The sequence below is a fragment of the Pseudaquabacterium terrae genome (genome assembly GCF_013266755.1).
GTDB classification, from domain to species: Bacteria; Pseudomonadota; Gammaproteobacteria; order Burkholderiales; family Burkholderiaceae_C; genus Pseudaquabacterium; species Pseudaquabacterium terrae.
The window spans coordinates 339,269-358,983 of record NZ_JABRWJ010000004.1; the positions used below are offsets into that span (position 1 = coordinate 339,269).

General features: G+C 72.6%; 16 protein-coding genes. 1 reads left to right on the forward strand and 15 read right to left on the reverse strand.

What is annotated here, in order from left to right:
• Positions 1–27 precede the first annotated feature (27 nt).
• The 12 genes from HLB44_RS14170 to HLB44_RS14225 form a co-directional block, all read right to left on the reverse strand.
• Entirely contained in the window at positions 28–8,802 is an 8,775-nt protein-coding gene (locus tag HLB44_RS14170) for a GH36-type glycosyl hydrolase domain-containing protein (RefSeq protein WP_173123511.1), read from the reverse strand.
• 13 nt (positions 8,803–8,815) lie between these two features.
• On the reverse strand, positions 8,816–9,013 hold the full coding sequence (locus HLB44_RS14175) for a hypothetical protein (protein WP_173123513.1): 198 nt from the start codon (positions 9,011–9,013) through the stop codon (positions 8,816–8,818).
• Positions 9,014–9,120: 107 nt separating this feature from the next.
• The gene (locus HLB44_RS14180; RefSeq protein ID WP_173123515.1) at positions 9,121–9,273 is read right to left on the reverse strand and encodes a hypothetical protein; all 153 of its coding nucleotides are present in this window, start codon (positions 9,271–9,273) and stop codon (positions 9,121–9,123) included.
• Between the two features lie 128 nt (positions 9,274–9,401).
• The gene (locus HLB44_RS14185) at positions 9,402–10,001 is read right to left on the reverse strand and encodes a PqiC family protein (RefSeq protein ID WP_173123517.1); all 600 of its coding nucleotides are present in this window, start codon (positions 9,999–10,001) and stop codon (positions 9,402–9,404) included.
• A gap of 14 nt (positions 10,002–10,015) precedes the next feature.
• Positions 10,016–11,140, reverse strand: coding sequence for an MlaD family protein (locus tag HLB44_RS14190; protein ID WP_173123519.1), 1,125 nt, complete (start codon positions 11,138–11,140; stop codon positions 10,016–10,018).
• Positions 11,137–11,934 carry an ABC transporter ATP-binding protein gene (locus HLB44_RS14195; protein WP_173123521.1) on the reverse strand — a complete coding sequence of 266 codons (798 nt, stop codon included), beginning with the start codon at positions 11,932–11,934 and terminating at the stop codon, positions 11,137–11,139. The genes HLB44_RS14190 and HLB44_RS14195 overlap by 4 nt, the downstream gene beginning before the upstream one ends.
• On the reverse strand, positions 11,934–12,728 hold the full coding sequence (locus HLB44_RS14200; protein ID WP_173123523.1) for an MlaE family ABC transporter permease: 795 nt from the start codon (positions 12,726–12,728) through the stop codon (positions 11,934–11,936). The genes HLB44_RS14195 and HLB44_RS14200 overlap by 1 nt, the downstream gene beginning before the upstream one ends.
• A 38-nt stretch (positions 12,729–12,766) precedes the next feature.
• Complete coding sequence (locus tag HLB44_RS14205) at positions 12,767–13,243, reverse strand: BON domain-containing protein (protein ID WP_173123525.1); 477 nt, start codon at positions 13,241–13,243, stop codon at positions 12,767–12,769.
• A gap of 107 nt (positions 13,244–13,350) precedes the next feature.
• The gene (locus HLB44_RS14210) at positions 13,351–14,115 is read right to left on the reverse strand and encodes a hypothetical protein (protein WP_173123527.1); all 765 of its coding nucleotides are present in this window, start codon (positions 14,113–14,115) and stop codon (positions 13,351–13,353) included.
• A 7-nt stretch (positions 14,116–14,122) separates the two neighbouring features.
• Complete coding sequence (locus tag HLB44_RS14215; RefSeq protein ID WP_173123529.1) at positions 14,123–14,506, reverse strand: phage holin family protein; 384 nt, start codon at positions 14,504–14,506, stop codon at positions 14,123–14,125.
• 160 nt (positions 14,507–14,666) lie between these two features.
• Positions 14,667–15,053, reverse strand: coding sequence for a hypothetical protein (locus HLB44_RS14220; protein WP_173123531.1), 387 nt, complete (start codon positions 15,051–15,053; stop codon positions 14,667–14,669).
• A gap of 53 nt (positions 15,054–15,106) precedes the next feature.
• Positions 15,107–15,271: a DUF1328 domain-containing protein gene (locus HLB44_RS14225; protein WP_173123533.1), complete on the reverse strand. Its 165-nt coding sequence runs from the start codon at positions 15,269–15,271 to the stop codon at positions 15,107–15,109.
• A gap of 197 nt (positions 15,272–15,468) precedes the next feature.
• Here HLB44_RS14225 and HLB44_RS14230 point away from each other — a divergent pair, with 197 nt between their 5' ends.
• Positions 15,469–16,101: a response regulator gene (locus HLB44_RS14230; RefSeq protein ID WP_173123535.1), complete on the forward strand. Its 633-nt coding sequence runs from the start codon at positions 15,469–15,471 to the stop codon at positions 16,099–16,101.
• 39 nt (positions 16,102–16,140) lie between these two features.
• On the opposite strand, the gene HLB44_RS14235 is transcribed toward HLB44_RS14230, so the two are convergent.
• Genes HLB44_RS14235 through HLB44_RS14245 form a run of 3 tightly spaced genes read right to left on the reverse strand, consistent with a single transcriptional unit; the run spans position 16,141 to position 19,567 of the window.
• Positions 16,141–17,232: a hypothetical protein gene (locus HLB44_RS14235; protein WP_173123537.1), complete on the reverse strand. Its 1,092-nt coding sequence runs from the start codon at positions 17,230–17,232 to the stop codon at positions 16,141–16,143.
• Between the two features lie 23 nt (positions 17,233–17,255).
• Positions 17,256–18,422 (reverse strand): ABC transporter substrate-binding protein, encoded by a 1,167-nt coding sequence (locus HLB44_RS14240; protein ID WP_173123539.1) that lies wholly within the window; start codon positions 18,420–18,422, stop codon positions 17,256–17,258.
• Positions 18,423–18,436: 14 nt separating this feature from the next.
• Positions 18,437–19,567, reverse strand: a complete 1,131-nt coding sequence (locus tag HLB44_RS14245; protein WP_173123541.1) for an ABC transporter substrate-binding protein — start codon at positions 19,565–19,567, stop codon at positions 18,437–18,439.
• Positions 19,568–19,715: the final 148 nt, after the last annotated feature.

Sequence of the window (19,715 nt, forward strand, 5' to 3'; positions counted from 1 at the left end):
AGGAGCTTTCAGTGTTGAACCGCGCGCTCAGCGCGCAGTAGCAGCGACGGCCGTTTCCTGCTGTAGGCCCGGGCCTACAGTCGGCGGCGCCAGCAGCACGTGCACGCTGGCCGCCGGCAGCGTGGCGAGCTCGATGACCTCGTCGAGCGCAATCCGCCGCGCCTGCGGCTCCCGCGCCAGCGCGGCGCTGCAGGCGGCCTCGCCGTTGCAGACGATGAAGCGGTGCCAGCGCCCGGCCTCGTCGCGCAGCGCGACGCTGGCCTCGGGCCAGTGCGGCGGCAGGCACGGCGCGAAGCGCACGCGACCGTTGGCCGGCACCACGCCGCAGATCGATTCGACCGCCGCGCGCAGCAGCCAGCCGGCCGAGCCCGTGTACCAGCTCCAGCCGCCGCGGCCGCGATACGGCGGCTGGCTGTAGACGTCGCCGGCCATCACATAGGGTTCGATCGCATAGGCCGCCGCGCGGCCCGGGTCGGCGCTGCGATGCGCCGGGCTCAGGCCCGCGAAGACCTGCCACGCGGCCTCGGCCTGGCCGAGCCGGGCCAGCGCCATCAACGCCCACACCGCGCCGTGGTTGTACTGGCCGCCGTTCTCGCGCACGCCCGGCGGGTAGGACTGGATGTAGCCCGCCGGCGGCGCCGCTCGCTGCAGCGGCGGGTCGAGCAGGCGCGCCAAGCCGGCGTGCTCGTCGAACAGCAGCGCCTGCGCCGACGCCATCGCCTGCTGCGCGCGCTGCGGATCGCCGGCGCCGCTCAGCACGGCCCAGGCCTGCGCGATCAGGTCGATGCGGCACTCGCTGTTCGCCGCCGAGCCGAGCGGGCTGCCGTCGTCGAAGAAGCCGCGCCGGTACCACTGGCCGTCCCAGCCCGCGTCGTCGAGCGCGCGCTGCCAGCCTTCGCGTGCGCTGCGCCAGGAGGCGACGCGCGTCTCGTCGCCGCGCTCGGCGGCCAGCGGCGTGAAGGCCTCGATCACCATGCACAGGAACCAGCCCATCCACACCGATTCGCCGCGACCCTGGTCGCCGACGCGGTTCATGCCGTCGTTCCAGTCGCCGGTGCCGAAGAGGGGCAGGCCGTGCGCGCCGCTTTGCAGGCTGCGGTCGATGGCGCGGGCGCCGTGCTCGTACAGGCTCGCGGTGTCGGCGCTGACCTGCGGCGTCTCGTACAGGTCCTCGGCGCCTTCGGGCACCTGGCCGCCGACCAGGAAGGGCGCGCGCACGTCGAGCAGCGTGGCGTCGCCGCTGCGCTCGACGTACAGCGCGATCGCCAGCGGCAGCCACAGCCTATCGTCCGAAAAGTGCGTCCGCACGCCGGCGCCGCCGGGCTCGTGCCACCAGTGCTGCACGTCGCCGGCGGCGAACTGGCGTGCGGCGCAGGCGCGGATCTGCTGCGCCAGCAGCGCGGGCGCCCGTGTCACCAGCGCCATCGCGTCCTGCAGCTGGTCGCGGAAGCCGAAGGCGCCGCTGGCCTGGTAGTAGCCGGCGCGCGCCCACATCCGGCAGCCCAGCGTCTGGTAGCCGAGCCAGTGGTTGACCAGCGCGTCGAAGCGGTGGTCCGGCGTGCGCACGCGGATGCCGCCGAGCAGCGCCGGCCATTGAGCGCGCTGGCGCGCCAGGCGTTCCGCCGGGTCGACCGCGCAGGCCTCCTCGAGCAGCGCGTGCGCGGCCATCGGATGCGCGGCATGGCCGATCAGCAGCGTCAGCCGCGCTTCGCCGCCGGACGGCGGCGTCAGCAGGCAGCTGAGCGCGGCGCAGGGGTCGAGCCCGGTGCCGCCGCGCCGGCCGAGCCGCGCCGGCAGCATCATCCGCCCGGCCGGATCGAAGAACTCGCGCCGGTCGCAGGTCCAGTCCTCGGCCAGCGGGCGCACGGTCGGTCCATCGGCCGAATGTTCGTGGTCGGCATCGTCGGGCTGCGTCGGCCGCCACGCGACGAAGGCGGTGGCATTGCCGAAGCCGCCCAGGTGATCGAGCTGCGTTGCCTGCAGAGCAGTCATTGGCTCGGGCTCGGGCAGGCCGGCGCCCTGCGGGCCCAGCTGCAGCGCATCGCTGCGCGTCACGACCGACAGCCGCTCCGCCCGCGCACTGCCCATCTGCCACTCGAGCAGCGCCACCAGCCGCAGCCGTCGCGGCTTGCCGGCGCTGGCGCGCACCTGCACCTGCACCTGCTTGACCGCCTGCGCGACATCGACGCACCAGGTCAGCGTGATCTCCAGCCCGTCGATCGACTGCTGCATGCGCGTGAAGCCGATGCCGTGCGTGACCTGGCGTGCGCCACCACCGGCGGCCAGCGCGCGGCCGAGCGGCCAGACCTGGCCGCGATCGAGGTCGTGCAGCAGCAGCCACTCGGCGGCCGGGTCGGTCAGCGGATCGTTGGCCCAGCCGGTCAGCTGGTGCATGCGGCTGTTGCCGGCCCAGGTGTAGCCGCCGCCGGCCTCGGTCACCTGGCAGCCGAACTGCGCATTGGCCAGCACGTTGACCCAGGGCCGCGCCGGGTGCCGCGCGGCCTCGACGCCGAACGTGAAGTCCCCATGCTCGGCATCGAAGCGGCCTTCGGGCAGATGGCCGGCGGGTGCCGCGAGGCCGCTGGCCGCGGCCGCGGACACAGGCGGCGGCGGCGCATCGGCGGCCGACGGTGCCGGCAGCAGCGGCTGCACCGGCCAGCGCGGGATCGTGCTGCGCTGCAGGCGGTCGCGGCGGTAGTCGTCCTGCACGCGGTCGAGCTGCTGAGCCAGCGTGCGGCCGTCGGCCTGCAGGCGCAGCCGCGCCAGCGTCAGCAGCGTGTGGCGCTCGTCGGCGCTGAGCTCCTGGTCCTTCAGCACGTGCAGCGTCGCGCGGCGGTCGGCGGGGATGTGCTCGTCCTGCAGCGCCAGGTGACGCTCGCGCAGCACCTGCAGCTGCTGCTGCACCGGCGACAGGTAGGACGGCGGCTCGGCATTGATGACCACCAGGTCGAGCCCGAGGCCGGCAGCCGTCCACAGGCGCAGCGCCTTCTTCAGGCTCTGCACCATGCCAAGGCCCGGCTCGCCGATGATCGTGACCAGCAGGATCGGGCGGTCGCCCGAGATGCCTAACCGCCAAAGCAGGCGGCGATCGCAGCGCGGTGCGGCGGCGGTGGCGATGCGGTGGGCGGCCGGCAGGTCGCGCGTGCCGTGCGCGGTCAGCAGGGTGTTCAGCCGCAGCACGGCGATCCAGGTGTCGGCATCGAAGCCGAGCTCGCGCAGCCGGATGCCGGCCATCGTGTGCGACATGCTCGACGCGCGCTGCAGGTGGCTGGCCTGGCGGTACTTGTCGACCAGCGCGCCGAGCTGGTCCAGGTCGTGCGACGCGGCGGCGCAGAAGGTCAGCCGCGTCGTCGCACCGGGGTTGAGCTTCAGCCGCACCGAGATCATCGCCAGCGGATCGAGCCCGGTGTCCAGCGGCACGCCGGGCAGCGGCAGATTCGCATCGGCCGCGGCGTCGGCCGCGGCATCGTCACCGGCCGGGGCGGTCGCGGTGGCCACGGGGGGCGCGTCCGCTTCCGCCAGCACGCGACCGGGGAAGGTGCCGCGCGGCGCTGCTGCCTGGCCGTAGCGGCCGAGCCACGGGCCGCGGTCGGCGGCGGCCTCGACCCCCTCGACCGCGCCTTCGGCCAGCGCCAGGAAGAACACCGCCTGCACCACCGGCTCGTCGTGCAGGCGCGGGCGGCGGCGCAGGTACAGCGCATGCTCGGCCGCGTCCCAGCGCGCCTGCAGGAACAGGTTGGAGAACGCCGGATGCGCCTCGTCGCCGCGCTGCGGCGCCAGCGTCGGCTCGGCGGCCCAGGCCAGCGTCAGCGTGATCGGCTGCGAGCCGGCGTTGGTCAGCTCGACCTGGCGCATCTCGCAGTCGTCCTCCGGGCTGACCCAGACGGTGCAGCGTGAATGCAGGTCGGGCCACTGCGTGTCGAAGACGACGCGGTCCGGCTGCATCCGGCAGTGATAACGCGCATCCCGATCGGGTGCCGGATGGGCCGTCAGCGAATGCAGCGGCTTGCTGCGCCGCTGCACGAAGAAGAAGCTGCCGTGCGCGGGTCGCAGCAGGTCGTCGCGCCAGCGCGTCAGGCCGACGCCCTGCCAGCTGCTCCAGCCGCCGCCGTGGCTGCGCAACGCGACGGCGTGGCGGCCGTTGGTCAACAGCTGCGTCGCCGGCAGCGCATCGTCCAGCGGCTTGCTGTCCTGCATCAGGTGGGCGCTGCGCGGCCGCCGCGGCGGCGGCACCGGCGCCGGATCGGCGAGCACCGCGACCTCGCGCGGCGCGCGCTCGTGCAGCAGCGGCGCGACCGCGCGCAGGTGCGGATCGCTCATCGCCCAGCGGCGCGCGATGCCGCGCGTCAGCACGTCGGCGATGGCGATCAGGCCCATCGCCTGGTGGTGCGCCATGTACGCGTCCACCTCGACCATCGTGCTGCCGGCGGCCTGGCGCTGCGGCGTGTAGTCCAGCGCTTCGAGGAAGCCGAAGGCGCGCCGCGCGCCGAGCTGCTGCAGCGCCTGCAGGTTGGCGATCGCCGCCTGCGGCGCCACCAGCAGCGCGAGTGCGGTGGCGTAGGGCGCAATGACGCGTTCATCGTGCGGCGTGCGGCGCAGCGCGAGCCGCGGCACGCCTTGCGGGCCGTACTGGAAGGCCAGCGTGTGGTCCTGGCCGGCGATCGCCGATTCGGAGATGCCCCACGGCGTGCCACGTTCGCGCGCTTCGGCCATCTGCTCGGCGACCGCGCTGCGCGTGACCTGGTGCAGCACGCTGCCGACCGGTTCGTCCAGCACCAGCGAGGGCATCAGGTACTCGAACATCGAGCCCGACCAGGACTTCAGGCCGACCTCGGTGCCGTGGGCGAAGAACGGCCGCCCGAGCGCCGACCAATGCGCCGACGGCACGTCGCCCTTGGCGATCGCCACCAGGCTGGTCAGCCGCGCCTCGCTGGCCAGCAGGTCGTAGTGGTTGTCGTCGAGCTGCCCGGCATCGGCGCGGTAGCCGATGTGCAGCAGCTTGCGCTGCGGATCGAACAGCATCGCGTAGTCCGGCGCCAGCGCGAGGGTGCGCGCCCGCTCGGCCAGCGCCAGCAGCTGCGCGCGCAACGCAGCGCTGTCGGCCACCAGCAGGTCACGCAAGGCCGATTCGAGCGACGCCACATGGTCGTGCAGCCGCCACATCGAATCGTTGACGGCGCCGTCGGCGTCGCCGAGGCGCAGTTGATCGAGCTCGGCGCGCGCCTGCCGCACCTGCGCCTGCACGGCCTGCGCGCTGGCCTCGTCGATCGGCCAGTCGCGCGCATCGGCGCCCAGCGCCGCCACCGCGCGCAGCATCGGCGAGCCGGCCAGCACCGGCTGCAGCGCGGTCGCGCGCTGCGCCGAGCCGCGCAGAGCGGTGCGCAGCGCGGCGCTGTTGTCGGGCGCGGCGGCAGCTTCTTCGCAGGCCCGCGCCACCGCCAGCAGGTGCGCCGAGCAGTTGCCGCTGTCGACCGCCGAGACGTAGGCCGGCGGCAGCACGGCGAGCGTGCGGCTGTCGATCCAGTTGTAGAAGTGGCCGCGGTGGCGCGGCAGCCGCTCCAGCGTGTTCAGCGTCGCATCGATCCGCTCGGCCATCTCGACCGTGCCGATGAAGCCGAGCGTGCGCACGCAGGCGGTTGCCAGCAGGTACAGCCCGATGTTGGTCGGCGAGGTGCGGTGGGCGACCATCTGGGTCGGCACCATCTGCACGTTGTCCGGCGGCAGGTGGTTGTCCTCGACGCCGACGTGGCGCTCGTAGAAGCGCCAGCTGTCACGCGCCAGCCCCTGCAGGTATTGCCGCTCCTCCGGTTGCAGCGCCTCGTGCGGCGGCCGCGGCCGGCTGGCGAGCCAGGTCCACAGCGGCGACGCGGCCCACAATCCGAGCAGCGCACAGGCGGCCGGCCACTGCACCGGCGCGCCGGCCAGGTGCAGCAGCGCCAGGCCCAGCAGCAGCAGCGCCGCGGCCAGCGGCTCGCGCGCATGCGCCTGCAGCAGCGGGTCCAGCCGCGTGCGTGCCGCCGCCTGCGCATCGGCGGCGGTGGTCCACTGCAGCAGGTGGCGCCGGCTGACCCACTGGCGCCACAGCGCGCGGCCGATCGCATCGGCGTACATCATGCCCAGCTGCAGCAGCTGCGCGAGGTGCCAGCCGACGATGCCGGCGACGCGCACGACGTCGGCGCCGGCGCGATAGTAGAAGAGCTTCAGCGCGATGTCGTCGCGGCTCGGCGCCAGCCCGGCCAGCGCACCGAGCAGCGGCCCGGCGCCGAAGGCCGCGGCGACGATACCCAGCGTCCAGCCCAGCGGCAGCACGCCGCTGGCCAGCACCAGCAGCACCAGCGCCAGGCTCTGCGGCACGACCAGCGAGCGGCGCAGGTTGTCGATCATCTTCCAGCGGCTGATCAGCGGCATGTCGATCTCGCCGGCCGAGCGCAGGAACGGCAACAACTGCCAATCGCCACGGGTCCAGCGGTGCAGGCGTGCCGCTGCCGCGTCGGCATGCACCGGCGCATCCTCGACCACCGTGACGTCGCTCAGCCCCGCGCAGCGCGCGATGCAGCCTTCGAGCAGGTCGTGGCTCAGCACCTGGTTCTCGGGCAGCCGGCCGAGCAGCGTCCAGCGCAGCGCCTGCACGTTCAGCAGGCCCTTGCCGGTGAAGCTGCCTTCGCCGAAGACGTCCTGGTAGACCTCGGAGCTGGCGGCGCTGTAGGGGTCGATACCGCACTGGCCGCTGAAGATCGTGTGGTAGGCCGTGACGAAGCCGGGCGCCGGCAGCGGCGTGACGACGTGCGGCTGCAGGATGCCGTAGCCGGCGACGACGCGCCGCGTGCGCATGTCGATGCGCGGCCGGTTCAGCGGATGCGCGGCGACGCCGACCAGCGCGCGCAGCCGGCCCGGCGGCAGCACGGTGTCGCTGTCGAGCGTGACCACGTGCTGCACGCCGGCCGCCGGCAGCGACAGCGCACCGAGCGGCACGAAGGGCCGGAAGTCCGGCTCGGCCAGCGCACGCACCAGCTGCTCGAGCTTGCCGCGCTTGCGTTCCCAGCCGATGCAGCGCTGCTCGCACTCGCTCCACTGGCGTGTGCGGTGCAGCAGCAGGAAGCGCAGCGGTGCGCCGTCGGGCGCCGGGTGGCGCCGGTTCAGCGCCTCGATGGCCCGCTGCGCGGCTTCGAGCTGCGAGGCGTCGGTCGGCAGGCTCGCTTCATCGGCATCGGCCCAGTCGGTCAGCAGCGCGAACTGGGCCTCGGCCTCGGGATTGGCGAGGTAGTGCTGCTCGAGCTGCGCGACCAGCGCGGCCGCTGCGCGTTCGCTGCTCAGCAGCGAGGGGATCACCACCAGCACGCGTTCTTCGGCCGGAATGCCGCCGGCGAACGCCAGCCGCGGCAGCTTCTGCGGCTGCACCGATTCGCTGATCAGCCGATTGGTCAGCGCGACCACCGCCTCGCCGATCGGGCCGAGCAGCAGCAGCGCGGTCGCCAGCAGCAGCCAGCCGGACGCCGCCGGCGGCGCCAGCTGCACCAGCAATCCGGCGGTGATGGCGATCGCCAGCAGCGCCAGGCCCGGCAGGTAGACCGCGGTGGCCAGGCGCCGGAACGCGCGGCTGCCGCGGCGCGGCCACCAGCGCGGCTTCAGGCCCAGGCCGGCGCGCAGATCGTGCTCGCCGGCACCGCCCCACCAGTGCATCGGCGCCGCGCCGGGGTCGGCCGCGTCTTTCGTGCGTTGGGTCAGCTCGAGCAGGGTCTTGGCGACCGCGGTTTCGGACAAGCCCGATTCGCGCGCCAGGCGCTCGACGGCGTGCAGCGTTTCGTCCTGCGTGTCCTCGCGCTCGGCCGCATGCACCGGCGCCGACTGCAGGATCTGCATCACCGTGCTGGTGCGGGCGAACAGGCCACGCCAGTCGAGCCGGTCGACATGGCGCAGCGTGGTGATCGCGTTGCGGATGCTCTGCTGGTCCTCGGTGGCTTCGCTCTGCTGGCGCGACAGCGCGCCGGCCGGGTCGTGCAGCCGCAGCGCGAGCCAGGCGGTGAGCTCGCGGCACTGCGAAGGCGGCAGCTCGTCGCGGCGCTGCTCGATCGTCAGCAGGAAGGCATCGGCCACGCCACGTGCCGAGGCCAGCCGCTCCAGCCGCTCCAGCTGCAGCGTGTTGCGCGCGGTGTCCGGCTGGTCGACCCATTGGTGCGCGGCGTCCCGCGCGGCCTGCAGCGTCGCGCTGCGCTCGGCCAGCCGGCGCAGGTTCTCGACCAGCACGACGCGCAAGGTCGTCGGCAGCGCCCACAGCTCGGCCAGGGTCAGCGCGCGCTCGGACTGGTAGGCGCGCAGATAGGCCTCGAGCAGCTCGGCGTCGAAACCCGCATCAGTGTGCGCGACCCAGGCCCAGGCGACGCCGTAGACCCGCGGCAGCCCGGGCAGCGGCTCGTCGCGCAGGCGCGGCAGCAGGCGGAAGAAGTTACGCGGCAGGCCGCGCCGGATCGCGTGCAGCTGCTCGTCGATCAGCGCGGCGTTGTCCAGCAGCCAGAGCGCCGCAGGCCCGAGGTGGTGGCCTTCGCGGGCGTGGCGTTCGAGCAGTGCGCGGGCGCGCCGCAGCACCGCGATGTTGTCTTCGAGCCGCGGGAAGAAGCCGGCGCCGGCGGCCGAGCCCCGCACCACCTCGTGCGTGCGGGCGAGGCTGCGGCCATGCTGCTCGAAGCGCGCCAGGCCGAACAGCACCGAACGGATCGGCGGTTCGAGGCGCCCGGCCTGGGTCGACAGCAGGCCGAGGTCGTCCAGCCCCGCTGGGAGCGCCGGCGGCGACCCGGTCGCAGTCAATTGATCGCCCGCGCTAGATCCAGCCGCAGGCCGCGGACAACAGCAGCACGGCGGCGGCCACGGTGGTCACGAAGCGGGGCGCCATCTGCCGGTGCACGCGTTCGGCGACGAGGGCGGCGGAGAACCACCGCCCCTGGGCGGCGCGGCAATGCTGCAGGTGGCGCCGCAGCCCGGCGGCGTGCTCACGCAGCATGCGATTGGGGGTGATCAAGGGATTGTGAGGAAAGGTGTTGTTCACGGCATTCGCGCGGTTCGTAAGTTCGATGGAAGAGGCGCCGAGGGCGCGCCGCAGCGCGCCGGGGGAGGATGCCTGCCGGGTCAGCGCGACACCGGCTCCAGAGCGTCGACCGCCACCGCAGCCAGCTTGACGCTCCCGGCTTCGATGTCGGCCACATGCGGGGGCTGCAGGCTGGCAAACGCCAGCGAAGCCGTCGCGACCAGGGCGTAGAGCACGAGGGGCAGGCGTTTCATGGTGCGTTCCCGATGTTGTTGGTTCGTTGGGATTCACTCTACGGAAGCGGCGCCTCCCAGTCGTTCGGACGCGTGCGCGAGGGCCTGTGGGCCCTGTCCTACATCGGGAGCAATCTCGGGGCCCGCGATCAGCTCGCCGGCACGCCCGCCACGCGTTCCGCCAGGCGCCACAAGGCCAGCCGGTGCGCATCGACCAGCTGTTCGGCCTCCGGGCCGGCGCTGGCCACCGAGATGTCGGCCTGCTCGACCTTGGGCGCCTGCTGCCCACGCGGATCGACGATGGTCCAGCGTGCGCGCAGGCGCACCGTGCGGCGGTCGGGCGTCGCTTCGAAGGCCAGCAGCTCGACCCGCACCTGGCGCGTGATCACGATGCCCGGCGGCAGCGGATTGCTCCAGACGCGGTCGGCACCGAGCAGCGATGCCAGGTCGTGGCGCAGCAGGCGCGGTACCGCCTCGTGCAGCGGCTCGGCCCAGCGGTGGCCCGTCAGCGGGCGCAGGCCGGCGCTGCCCTGCGGCAGCAGCACCGCGTCGCGGTCCAGGTAGTCGGGCAGGTGCACCGGCCCCATCAGCTGCCAGGTCCAGCCCGAGGGCACGCTGACCGGGCCGACGTCGACCGGCGCGCTGACCGGCAGCCGGTACATGACATTCGGCGCCGCCGGCCGGCTGGTGCAGCCGCACAGGGCCAGGCCGACGGTCGCGGCGAGCAGCAGGGGGGTGGGCGGTTTCATCGGCGGTGACCTCCTCAGGACGGGCGCGACGCGCCGAGCGCCACGCTGGGCGCAGCACTGTCGTCGTCGCTGATATTGCGGCCTTCGCCGCGGCGCCCGCGCAGCAGCGACTGCGGGTTGCGTTCGAGCATCTCGGCCAGCTCGCGCACCGCGCGCGCGGCGCGCGACATGTCGTGCAGCGCGCGCCCGGCGTCCTGCACCAGCGCCCCGTCCTCGCCGGCGTGCTGGCGCAGCGCGGCGGCGGTGCGGGCGAGCTCGGCGGCCGCGCGGTGCAGGTCGCGCATCAGGGGCGAGTCCTCGGCGACCAGCGCGCCCACGCGATCCGACGTGCCCCTGATGCGATCGGCGGTATTGCCGACGCGCTCGGCCGCGCCGCCGACCAGGCCGAGCGCGCGCCGCGTCTCGGCCAGCGCGGCTTCGGCGGATTCGGCCATCGGCGCGATGCGCTGGTCGAGCCGGCCGGTGATGCGCTTGACGCTGGCGGTGATGTCGACGACGTTGTCCAGCGCCAGTTTCAGCTGCGGCCCGGCGACCACCGAACGCGCCGACGCGGCGATCGCCGACACGTCGTCGAGCAGCTGGCGCAGGTCCATGCCTTCGAGCTGGCCCTTGAGCGCCTGGATCGCGGTCGCGGTGGTCGGGATCTCGGTCGCGCCGCGCATGCCGCCGCGCAGATTGGCAGGGCGTTGCGGCCGCAGGTCGAGATCGACGTAGAGCTGGCCGGTCAGCAGGCTCTGCAACGACAGTTGCGCGCGCAGGCCGCGCGCGACCAGCGACGAAATGGTCTGGCTGCCGCGCGGCGCCGCCGGCCGCGCGCCGCTGGCCGCGGCGGCGCCGTTCTGGTCGAGACCGCGGATGATCTCCGGCTCGATCTCGGCGACGACCGGGATCCAGAAGTTGTCGGCCTTGGCGTCGTAGTCGAGGCCGATCGAGGTCACGCTGCCCAGCCGCACGCCTCGAAAGACCACCGGCGCGCCGACCTGCAGGCCGTAGATCGACCCGCTGAAGTGCATCACCGCGCGTTCCTTGCGGGTGAAGAAGCCGCCGCCGCCGGCGGCGATCACGCCGGCGATCACCAGCACGATGCCGCCGATCACGAAGGCGCCGATCAAGGTGGCGCTACCCTTCTTCGAGCTCATGCCGCCACCTCCTCGCGCTTCTCGGCCGGATGCGTGCGCCGGAGGAAGCGCTTGACCTCCTCGGGCCCCGACTCGAGCAGCGTCTGCGGTGCATCGAGGGCGGTCATCGTCTTGCGCTCGGCATCCAGGAACAGCGCGCGGTCGGCGACGGCGAAGATGCTCTCGAGCTCGTGGCTGACGAGCACGACGCTGCGCTGGTGCTCGTCGCGCAGGTTGACGATCAGCTCGTCGAGCAGCGCGGAGGTCAGCGGATCGAGCCCGGCGGAAGGCTCGTCGAGGTACAGCAGCGGCGGGTCGAGCGCCAGCGCGCGGGCGATCGCCGCGCGTTTCTTCTGCCCGCCGGACAAGGCCGACGGCTCGGCATCGAACTGCTCGGCCAGGCCGACCAGCGCCAGGCACTCGCGTGCGCGGGCGGCGCGGTCCTGCGTCTTTTGGGCGTCATCGGCGAAGAGCTCGAGCGGCAGCATGACGTTCTCGCCGACGGTCATCGAGCTCCACAGCGCGCCGGCCTGGAACATCACGCCGAAGCGGCGGCGCAGCAGCGCCTCGCGCTCGGGCGGGGCGCCGAGCAGGTCCTGCTCGCCGTCGGCGTCGATGTAGCGCACCGTGCCCGCCGCCGGCGCCAGCAGGCCGATCAGGTGGCGCAGCAGCGTGCTCTTGCCGCAGCCGCTGCCGCCGATGATCGCCAGCACCTCGCCGCGGCGCACGTCGAACGTCAGGTCGCGCTGGATCAGCTTGTCGCCGTAGGCCATCGTCAGGCCTTCGACGCGCACGAGAGTCGGCGCAGCGTCCATCACCAGCCCAGCCGCTGCAACGCGACGGTCAACAGCGACGCCGCGATCACGATCCAGACGATCGCCTGCACCACCGAGGTGGTGACCGCCGCGCCGACCGCCTGCGCGCTGCGCCCGGCATGCAGGCCCTGGCGGCAGCCGGCCAGCCCGACCAGCACGGCATACACCGTGCCCTTGCCGAGGCCGACGAGCACGTGGCGCATCTCGAGCGCCTTGATGCTCTTGTGCAGGTATTCGGTCGGCGCGACATCGAAGATGCCGACTGCCACCGCCCAGCCGGCGAGCATCGCGACGACCGCGGCGTACGCGGTCAGCAGCGGCGCGACCAGCGCGAGCGCCAGAACGCGCGGCAGCACCAGGTGCTGCATCGGGTCGACGCCGAGCGCGCGCAGCGCATCGATTTCTTCGTTGGCTTGCATGCTGCCCAGCTGTGCAGCAAATGCCGCGCCGATGCGGCCGGAGAGGATCACGCCGGTCATCAGCGCGGCGACTTCGCGCACCGCGCCGATCGTGACCAGGTCGGCGATGAAGGCCTGCGCGCCGAAGCGCTGCAGCTGCACCGCCCCCATGTACGCGAGGATCACGCCGATCAGTCCGCTGACCAGCGAGACGATAGGCACGCTGCGCGGCCCGGACTGGTCGAGTTGCCAGACCAGGTCGCGCCAGCGCATGTGGCGGGGGCCGCGGCCGCGCAGCCAGCGGCCGCTGGCGAGCAGCAGCTCGCCGAAGAACTCCAGGCTCAGGCGCGCGCCTGCGGCGTGCGCCGTGAACCAGACGCCGGCGCGATGGAGCATGCCATCGGCCGGCGCGGTTGCAGCAGTGGCAGCGGCGATCAGCCGCGCACTTCGAGCCGGTTGTCGACGCTCGTGACGCCCTTGACGGCGCTGGCGAGCTGCGTGGCGCGCTCGCGCGCCGCCGTCGTCGGTGCGGTGCCCTTCAGCGACACGGCGCCGTTGGCGGTGTCGACGTCGATGCGCAGCGCGCTCAGCGACGGGTCGCGTGCCAGTGCGGCGTTGACGCTGGCCGTGATGCTCGCATCGGCGACCTTGTCGGCAACGACTGCGCCGGCGTTCTCGACCTTCTGGGCGGCCTTGTCGGCAGCCGCCTCGATGTTCGCCTTGGCCTCGGCGCTCTCCTGCTTGACCTCGGCCTTGGCCTGCTCGGTCTTCTGCTCGGCCTTGGCGATCGTCGAGTCGATCTGCTGGCCGACCGTGCGCTGATCGTCCTGCTTGTTGCAGGCGACCAGGGCAAGCGCAGCGGCGGTGACGGCCAGCAGTTTCGTGGCGTGGATGGGGAGAAGGTGTGTCATGGTGAGTGCTCTTTCGTCGAGGGATGTAGGGCCCCCTGGGTTGGGGTTGCGCCTTTCGGCACTGGACGGGAAGCGAGCGGACTAGCCGCGTCGAATCCATGGACAGCCTAGGTGGCGCGATCGAGCGCCCGTATCGGTGCCGGGCGGGTTTGGCTGTCGGACGATGCCGACACGTCGTCGACCGTCAGCTCGAGCTCAGGCTCGGTCTCGATCGACACGGCGGGCATTGCCGCGACCGGCCGTGGCGGCGGCGCGGGGGGCGGCATCGGCGCCGCGGCGGTGGTCTGCGGCGCGGGCGCGGGGACGGGGGCAGGCGGGGTCACGGGCGCGGCCGCCGGCGCGCGCTCGCGATCGTTGACGCGACTCACCATCGTCATCAGGAAGCCCGCAATCATGGCCTGCGTCGATGGGCGCGACAGCTGTGCCATCAGCGAACGGCCGGCCCAACGCGGCAGCGCGCGCGCACGGCGGCGCAGGAAGGCCCAGCGCCACGGCGCGAGGGCCACCAGCGCGGCGCCCATGCCGGCGGCGATGGCGACGGTGGCGATCGGATGGCGGCGCACCAGCGGCAGCGCCGCGGCGCGCAGCTCCTCGGCGACCGCGACGGTCGGCTCGCGCCACGGCAGGTCGTGCCACCAGGACTCGACGCCGCCCAGCGCCATGCCGGCCAGCGGCGCCATGCGCAGCTTGCGGCGCAGGCTGCGCCACAGCGCGCGCAGCCGGCGTGGCAGCCACGCGTCGTGGTCCAGCAGGCCGGGTGAATCGTCATGCGGGGGCAGCAGCGCGGTGGCGAGGCGTGCGCGCGACGCAGCCAGGCGGACCAGTGCGCTCGAGACGCGCTCGGCGGGCGCAACGATGAGGTCGTCGCTCATTGCCGCCTCACGTCGCCAGCGCTTCGCGCAGCAAGGCCGTGTCGGCCGCGACCTGCTGGCGCAGCTGCACGAACTTCGGCGTCGAGGGCTTTGTGCGCATCCGCAGCCAGCAGCCCAGCGCGGCGATCAGCGGCACGGCCGGCACGGCCAGCAGCACCCAGGGCAGCGGCATCTCGCGCAACGGCAGGGCCGCGAGCAGCAGGGCCGCGACGCCGCTGAATATCAGCCCCAGCAGCGCCAGCAGCGCCGCCAGGCCGCCCAGCAGCGTGCGCTGGCGCAGCCCCTGCGCCGCTTCGGAGGCTTCGGCCGAGGCCAGCTCGGCATAGGCGGCAACGTGCTCGGCCAGGAGCTCTGGCTGCGTCGCCAGCAACTTCAACATCGGATGGACCATGGTGCCCCTCGTCATGTTCGTTCGTTGCTCGTGCGAACGCGCGACCGGAACTCGGCCGCGCGTTCTGGGTGCCCGCCCCGCAGGGGACCCGGGCAGTGCGCCTCGGTAGGAACCCCGGTGAACCGCGGCGGCGCACGGCCGCGGCCACGGATTCAAGCGCTCAGTGCGAGCGGCGCCGCATCGCCCAGCCGACGAGCAGCGCCACGGCGGCGCCGGTCGCCGCGGCGATCAGCACCGACTTGACCGGCTCGTCCTTGATGTAGCCGACGGTCTTGTCGCCGGCCTGGTGCGCGCGGTCGCGCACGCCGACGCTGGCTTCACGCGCGCGATCCATGCCACGGCGGGTCAGCTCCTCGACCTGGGCCGCAGCCGTCTTGAAGGCGTTGGGCACCGATTCGCGCAGGCGATCGACGTTCGACTGCAGCGAGTCGAGCGCCTCGTTGGCGACGCGCCGGGTGCTGCCGATGGCCTCGTCGGCGCCCTTGGCGGCGCCGGAAGCCAATTCGTCCATCGTGCCGGTGGACAGTGCGGTCTTGCTGATGGTCATGGCGGTTGTTCCTGTAGGTGGTTGCTTGGGGTGCCGGTTCTTCGACCGGCGCGTCAGGTCTTGCGGACCAGGCCCATCACGAAGGCCGCGACGGCCATGATCACGAAGACGAAGAACAGGATCTTGGCGATGCCGGCGGCGCCGGCGGCAATGCCACCGAAGCCGAACAGCGCCGCAATCAGCGCGATGACGAAAAAGACGATGGCGTAATGCAGCATCTCGGTCTCCTGGGTGGTGTCGCAGCGAGCGGTGCCACGATGGACTCGACTGTAGGCAGGCCTCCCCACACGGCCGGCAGGCACACACCGCTTGATGCTGTCGGCGGCATCGGTGCCGCGCTGTAGGAAGCGGCCTACGCGCTTTGCGCGGCCGCTGGCCTAGACTGTCCTGCACCCCTCGAGCCCAGGAGACCGCAATGATCCGGATCGCCATCGTCGACGACCACGCGATCGTTCGCGCCGGCCTGCGCCAGTACTTGTCCGAGCAGGTCGACCTGCGCGTCACCGGCGAAGCCGCCAACGGCCGCGAGGCGCTCGACCTGGTGCGCCAGGGCGAGGTCGACGTGATCGTGATGGACCTGTCGATGCCCGATCACGGCGGCGTCGATGCGCTGGCGGCGATCAAGGCGCGTGAACCCGACCTGCCGGTGCTGATCCTGAGCGGCTTTCCGGAAGCCCACTACGCGACGACGCTGCTGAAGCAGGGTGCGAGCGGCTACCTGAACAAGGAGTGCGATCCGGAGGAGATCGTCACCGCGATCCGCACCGTTTTCCGCGGCCGGCGCTACATCACGCCGGCGGTGGCCGAGCTGCTGGCCGACAGCCTGGCCGGCGACAAGGACAAGCTGCCGCACGAGCTGCTGTCCGAACGCGAGCTGCAGGTCTTCCTGCGGCTGGCCAAGGGCGAGACGATCGGCCACATGGCCGACAGCATGTCGCTGTCGATCAAGACCGTGAGCACCTACCGCACGCGGGTGATGGAGAAGCTCAAGCTCTCGTCGAACAGCGACCTGACCTACTACGCGCTGAAGAACGGGCTGATCCAGTAGCGTCTGAAAGACGCGGCCACCGGCTGCCCGAATGCGATCTCAGTGGCCGCCCGGCGTCGCCGGCTTCGCGGCGGCATTGCGCGTCTGCGCTTCCCACTGCCTGGCCGCCTCGACCAGCGTCGCGAAGGCCGCGCCGTCGTCCAGCAGCGCCTGCTTCACGTGCTTGTCCAGCGGCGCCTCGATGCCGGTCTCGTCGAGCGGCATGCGGTCGATGCGCAGCGATTTCAGCACGCGGGAGATCTCGGCCGCGGCGTGCGCCGGCGTCTGCAGCAGCACCAGGCGCTTGCTCTTGTGCGGGTTGTTCGGCACGTGGCACGAATCGCACTGGCCCTCGCGCAGCCGCAGCGCGAGCTTGCGGTAGGCGTCGTCGAGGTTCGCGAGGTGCGGGTTGTCGGCGGCGAACAGGCCGTCGAACAGCGTCATCTTCGGCTGCGTGCGGCCGGCCGCATCGGCCCACATCCAGCGGCCGTCGAAGTTCGTCGGCGCCGGCACCGGCGCGTGGCGCGCCAGCGCCGGCTGGCTTCCGTGCACGGTGAACTGCGCGGCGGTGATGCGCGACTTCAGCGGCTGCCACCACAGCAGCACCTCGTTGGCCGCCTGGTACATCGACCACTTCTCGGCCTCGTGCCAGAACGGGTACGGGAACAGCCCCGGCTGCAGCCGGTTGCGGAACGCCGTGCGCAGCCGGATGCGGTACATCTTCTCGTCGGCTACCCATTCGACGCTGTGCTCGCCGTTGAACATGAACAGCGGCAGGTACATGCCGGTCAGCGCATCGGGCGCGAACTGCGTCAGCGAGGCGTCGGCCAGGCGGATCTTGGGATCGCGCTGGCGGCCCCACAGCACACGCGCCTCGGGGCTGGCGCCGGTGAGCTGCTCGCGCAGCGCCGAGTCGCCGAAGAGCGCCTGGCGGCAGCCGTTCAGCGCGGCCTCGTCACCGGGCTCGGCCAGCGGGCAGCGCGCGGCGAATTCGTCGGCCAGCCGCTGCGCGATCTGGCGCACGCGCTGCGTCATCGCTTCGTCGGGTGCCGCTGCGGCCGGGTTCGCCGGCGCGATTGCGGGGCTCAGTGCGGAAGCAGCGAGCAACAGCGCGGCTGCGCCTCGCCGCAAGGGGCGCTTGCTGGGGGTCATGGGGTCCTCCCTCCGGAGTCTCTCTAACCGACGATGTGACCGTGGCGGTTGATCACCACCATGTCGACGTACTGCGATCCGTGCATGCCGTGCTCGGCGCCGAAGTTGACGCGGTAGCCGCCGAGGTCGGTCTGCAGCCGGGCCAGCGCATCGCGCATCGACGCGCGCGTCGGCTTGCCGCCGCGCTGCGCGGCGCGCGCGGCGTCCACCGCGACGCGGCCGGCGATGTAGCCCTCGAGCGTCGTGATGCCGAGCTTGGCGCCGCCGCCGAAGGCCGCGAGGTCCTGCCGGCATTGGTTGACGACCGCCAGTCCGAGCGCATTGGGCCGCGGCACGACCAGGCTCATCACGATGCTGCGGCCGGCCAGCGCGATGCCGTCGACCAGTTCCTGGCCGGCGAACGACGATGCGAAGCACATGCCGTTGAAGCCGGCCGCCGACAGCTCCTCGACCATGCGCAGGATCGGCCCGGCATTGGTCGTGAACATCAGGCCGTCGAGCTTCGCCGCGGCCAGTTGCTGCACCTGCGGCGCGAAGCTCTTGGCATTGCGGTCGACGCCCACCGTCACCGCCGGCTGCACGCGCGCGGCCTGCAGTGCCTGCTGCATCGCCTCGAGATTGGCCTTCGAGGTGTCCTGCAGGTGCACGTAGCCGACGCGCTTCATGCCGAAGTCGCGCACGTAGGCGACCATGCGGCGGTATTCGGTGTCGTAGCCGGCGCGCACGTGCGAGATGCCGGCCGCCGACGCAAGGCGGATGCCCATGTTGCCGCTGGCGGTGCCGAGCAGCGGAATCTGCGCGTTCTGCACCAGCGGGAGCGCGGCCTCGGCGATCGCGCCGCTGGTCAGGCCGACCAGCGCCGCCGCGCCGTCGTCGATCAGCTGCTTGACGTTGGCGACGCCGCGGTCGCGCACGCCGCCGTCGTCGAGCGTCTGCAACTCGAACTGCAGCGCGCGCGGGCCGTCGCGCTGGCTCTCGGCGCGGTTGGCGGCCTGCAGCGCGGCGAGGATGCCGGCGCGCACGTCCTGGCCGTAGCGCTGCTGTCCGCCGGACAGCGACGCCGATTGGCCCAGCCGCACGACGGCGCCGCCGCCGCTGCCCGTGAGGGTGGCCGCGTGCAGCGGACCGAGGGCCGCCAGGCCGGTGACACCGCCCAGGCCTGCCAGCAGCGAACGTCGAAACATCGTCATCGCGGCCTCCTGCTTCAACCGACCAGCCGGCCGTAACGGTCGACCGCGATCAGGTCGACGTAGCGCGAGCCGTGCGGCGTGCCGGCGAACTCGACGCGGTAGCCGCCCAAGTCGGCGCGCAGGCCGGCGATCACCTCGCGGAGGCGGCTGCGGCCGATGCTGCCGCTCTTGTGCGCGGCCAGCGACGCCTGCACGGCGGTGCGGCCGGCGATGTAACCCTCGAGCGTGGTGATGCCCATGCGCGCGCCGGCCACCTGCGCGATGTCGCGCTGGCATTGCGCGACGACGCTGACGCCCATGGCGGTCGGCCGCGGCACGACCATGCTCATCACGCAGCTCTGGCGCTTGGCGGTCAGCGCGTCGATCAGGTCCTGACCCGCAAAGGACGTGGCATAGAACAGCCCCGGGAACTTGGCCCGGTGCATGTGGTCGATGATCTTCGCGATCGGCGCGGCGTTGGCGGTGAACAGCACGCAATCGGGGCGCGCGGCGAGCAGCTCGTTGGCCGGGCCCTCGAACGAGGTGGCGTTGCGGTCGATCGTCAGCGACAGGGCCGGCTTCACGTTCATCGTCGCCAGCGCCAGCGTCATCGCCTGCAGGTTGGCCTGCGAGGTGTCGGCCAGCGTCACGATGGCCACGCGCGTCAGGCCGAAGTCCTTCGCGTAGCTGACCATGCGCATGTACTCGGCGTCGTAGCCGGCGCGCACGTGGTAGGCGGCGCCGGCCTTCGGCGAGCGGATGCCCATGTTGCCGCTGGCGGTGCCGAGCAGCGCGATCTGCGCATCCTCGATCACCGGCAGGCAGGCCTCGGCGCCGGCGCCGCTGGTCAGGCCGATGATCGCGGCCGCGCCCGACTCGGTCAGGTTCAGCACGTTCTGCAGGCAGCGGCTGCGCACGCCGCCATCGTCCAGCGTCTGCAGCTCGAAGCGCAGGCCGGTGCTGGCGGCGTTGGCATTGGCGGCAGCGAAGGCGGCGGCGATGCCGTCGCGCACGTCCTTGCCGTAGCTGGCCTGGCCGCCGGACAGCGACGCCGACTGGCCGAACTTGAGGGTCCGCGCCTCGGGTGCTGCGGCGGCGATGCCGCTGAAGCCCAACCCGGTCGAAACGCCCGCCAGTGCGGCGAGCCCGAATTGCCTGCGGTGCATGAAGCACCTCCCTCGCTGATGTCAACGCCAGCTCGGCGTGTGATCCGGTTTTCGACCGGCCGGCGAAAAGGCTTGAGGGTTCGCTAACCATTGGTTGACGTGGATACCGCCGGTTGCAGATTGCGTGGCTTTGATGTTGAAAACGCCG

What these genes read in the sequence shown, in the direction of transcription:
- HLB44_RS14180 (WP_173123515.1), bottom strand. Translation starts at nt 9,273, where the DNA reads ATGAAACGCCTGCCCCTCGTGCTCTACGCCCTGGTCGCGACGGCTTCG.
- HLB44_RS14185 (WP_173123517.1), bottom strand. Translation starts at nt 10,001, where the DNA reads ATGAAACCGCCCACCCCCCTGCTGCTCGCCGCGACCGTCGGCCTGGCC.
- HLB44_RS14190 (WP_173123519.1), bottom strand. Translation starts at nt 11,140, where the DNA reads ATGAGCTCGAAGAAGGGTAGCGCCACCTTGATCGGCGCCTTCGTGATC.
- HLB44_RS14195 (WP_173123521.1), bottom strand. Translation starts at nt 11,934, where the DNA reads ATGGACGCTGCGCCGACTCTCGTGCGCGTCGAAGGCCTGACGATGGCC.
- HLB44_RS14200 (WP_173123523.1), bottom strand. Translation starts at nt 12,728, where the DNA reads ATGCTCCATCGCGCCGGCGTCTGGTTCACGGCGCACGCCGCAGGCGCG.
- HLB44_RS14205 (WP_173123525.1), bottom strand. Translation starts at nt 13,243, where the DNA reads ATGACACACCTTCTCCCCATCCACGCCACGAAACTGCTGGCCGTCACC.
- HLB44_RS14210 (WP_173123527.1), bottom strand. Translation starts at nt 14,115, where the DNA reads ATGAGCGACGACCTCATCGTTGCGCCCGCCGAGCGCGTCTCGAGCGCA.
- HLB44_RS14215 (WP_173123529.1), bottom strand. Translation starts at nt 14,506, where the DNA reads ATGGTCCATCCGATGTTGAAGTTGCTGGCGACGCAGCCAGAGCTCCTG.
- HLB44_RS14220 (WP_173123531.1), bottom strand. Translation starts at nt 15,053, where the DNA reads ATGACCATCAGCAAGACCGCACTGTCCACCGGCACGATGGACGAATTG.
- HLB44_RS14225 (WP_173123533.1), bottom strand. Translation starts at nt 15,271, where the DNA reads ATGCTGCATTACGCCATCGTCTTTTTCGTCATCGCGCTGATTGCGGCG.
- HLB44_RS14230 (WP_173123535.1), top strand. Translation starts at nt 15,469, where the DNA reads ATGATCCGGATCGCCATCGTCGACGACCACGCGATCGTTCGCGCCGGC.
- HLB44_RS14235 (WP_173123537.1), bottom strand. Translation starts at nt 17,232, where the DNA reads ATGACCCCCAGCAAGCGCCCCTTGCGGCGAGGCGCAGCCGCGCTGTTG.
- HLB44_RS14240 (WP_173123539.1), bottom strand. Translation starts at nt 18,422, where the DNA reads ATGACGATGTTTCGACGTTCGCTGCTGGCAGGCCTGGGCGGTGTCACC.
- HLB44_RS14245 (WP_173123541.1), bottom strand. Translation starts at nt 19,567, where the DNA reads ATGCACCGCAGGCAATTCGGGCTCGCCGCACTGGCGGGCGTTTCGACC.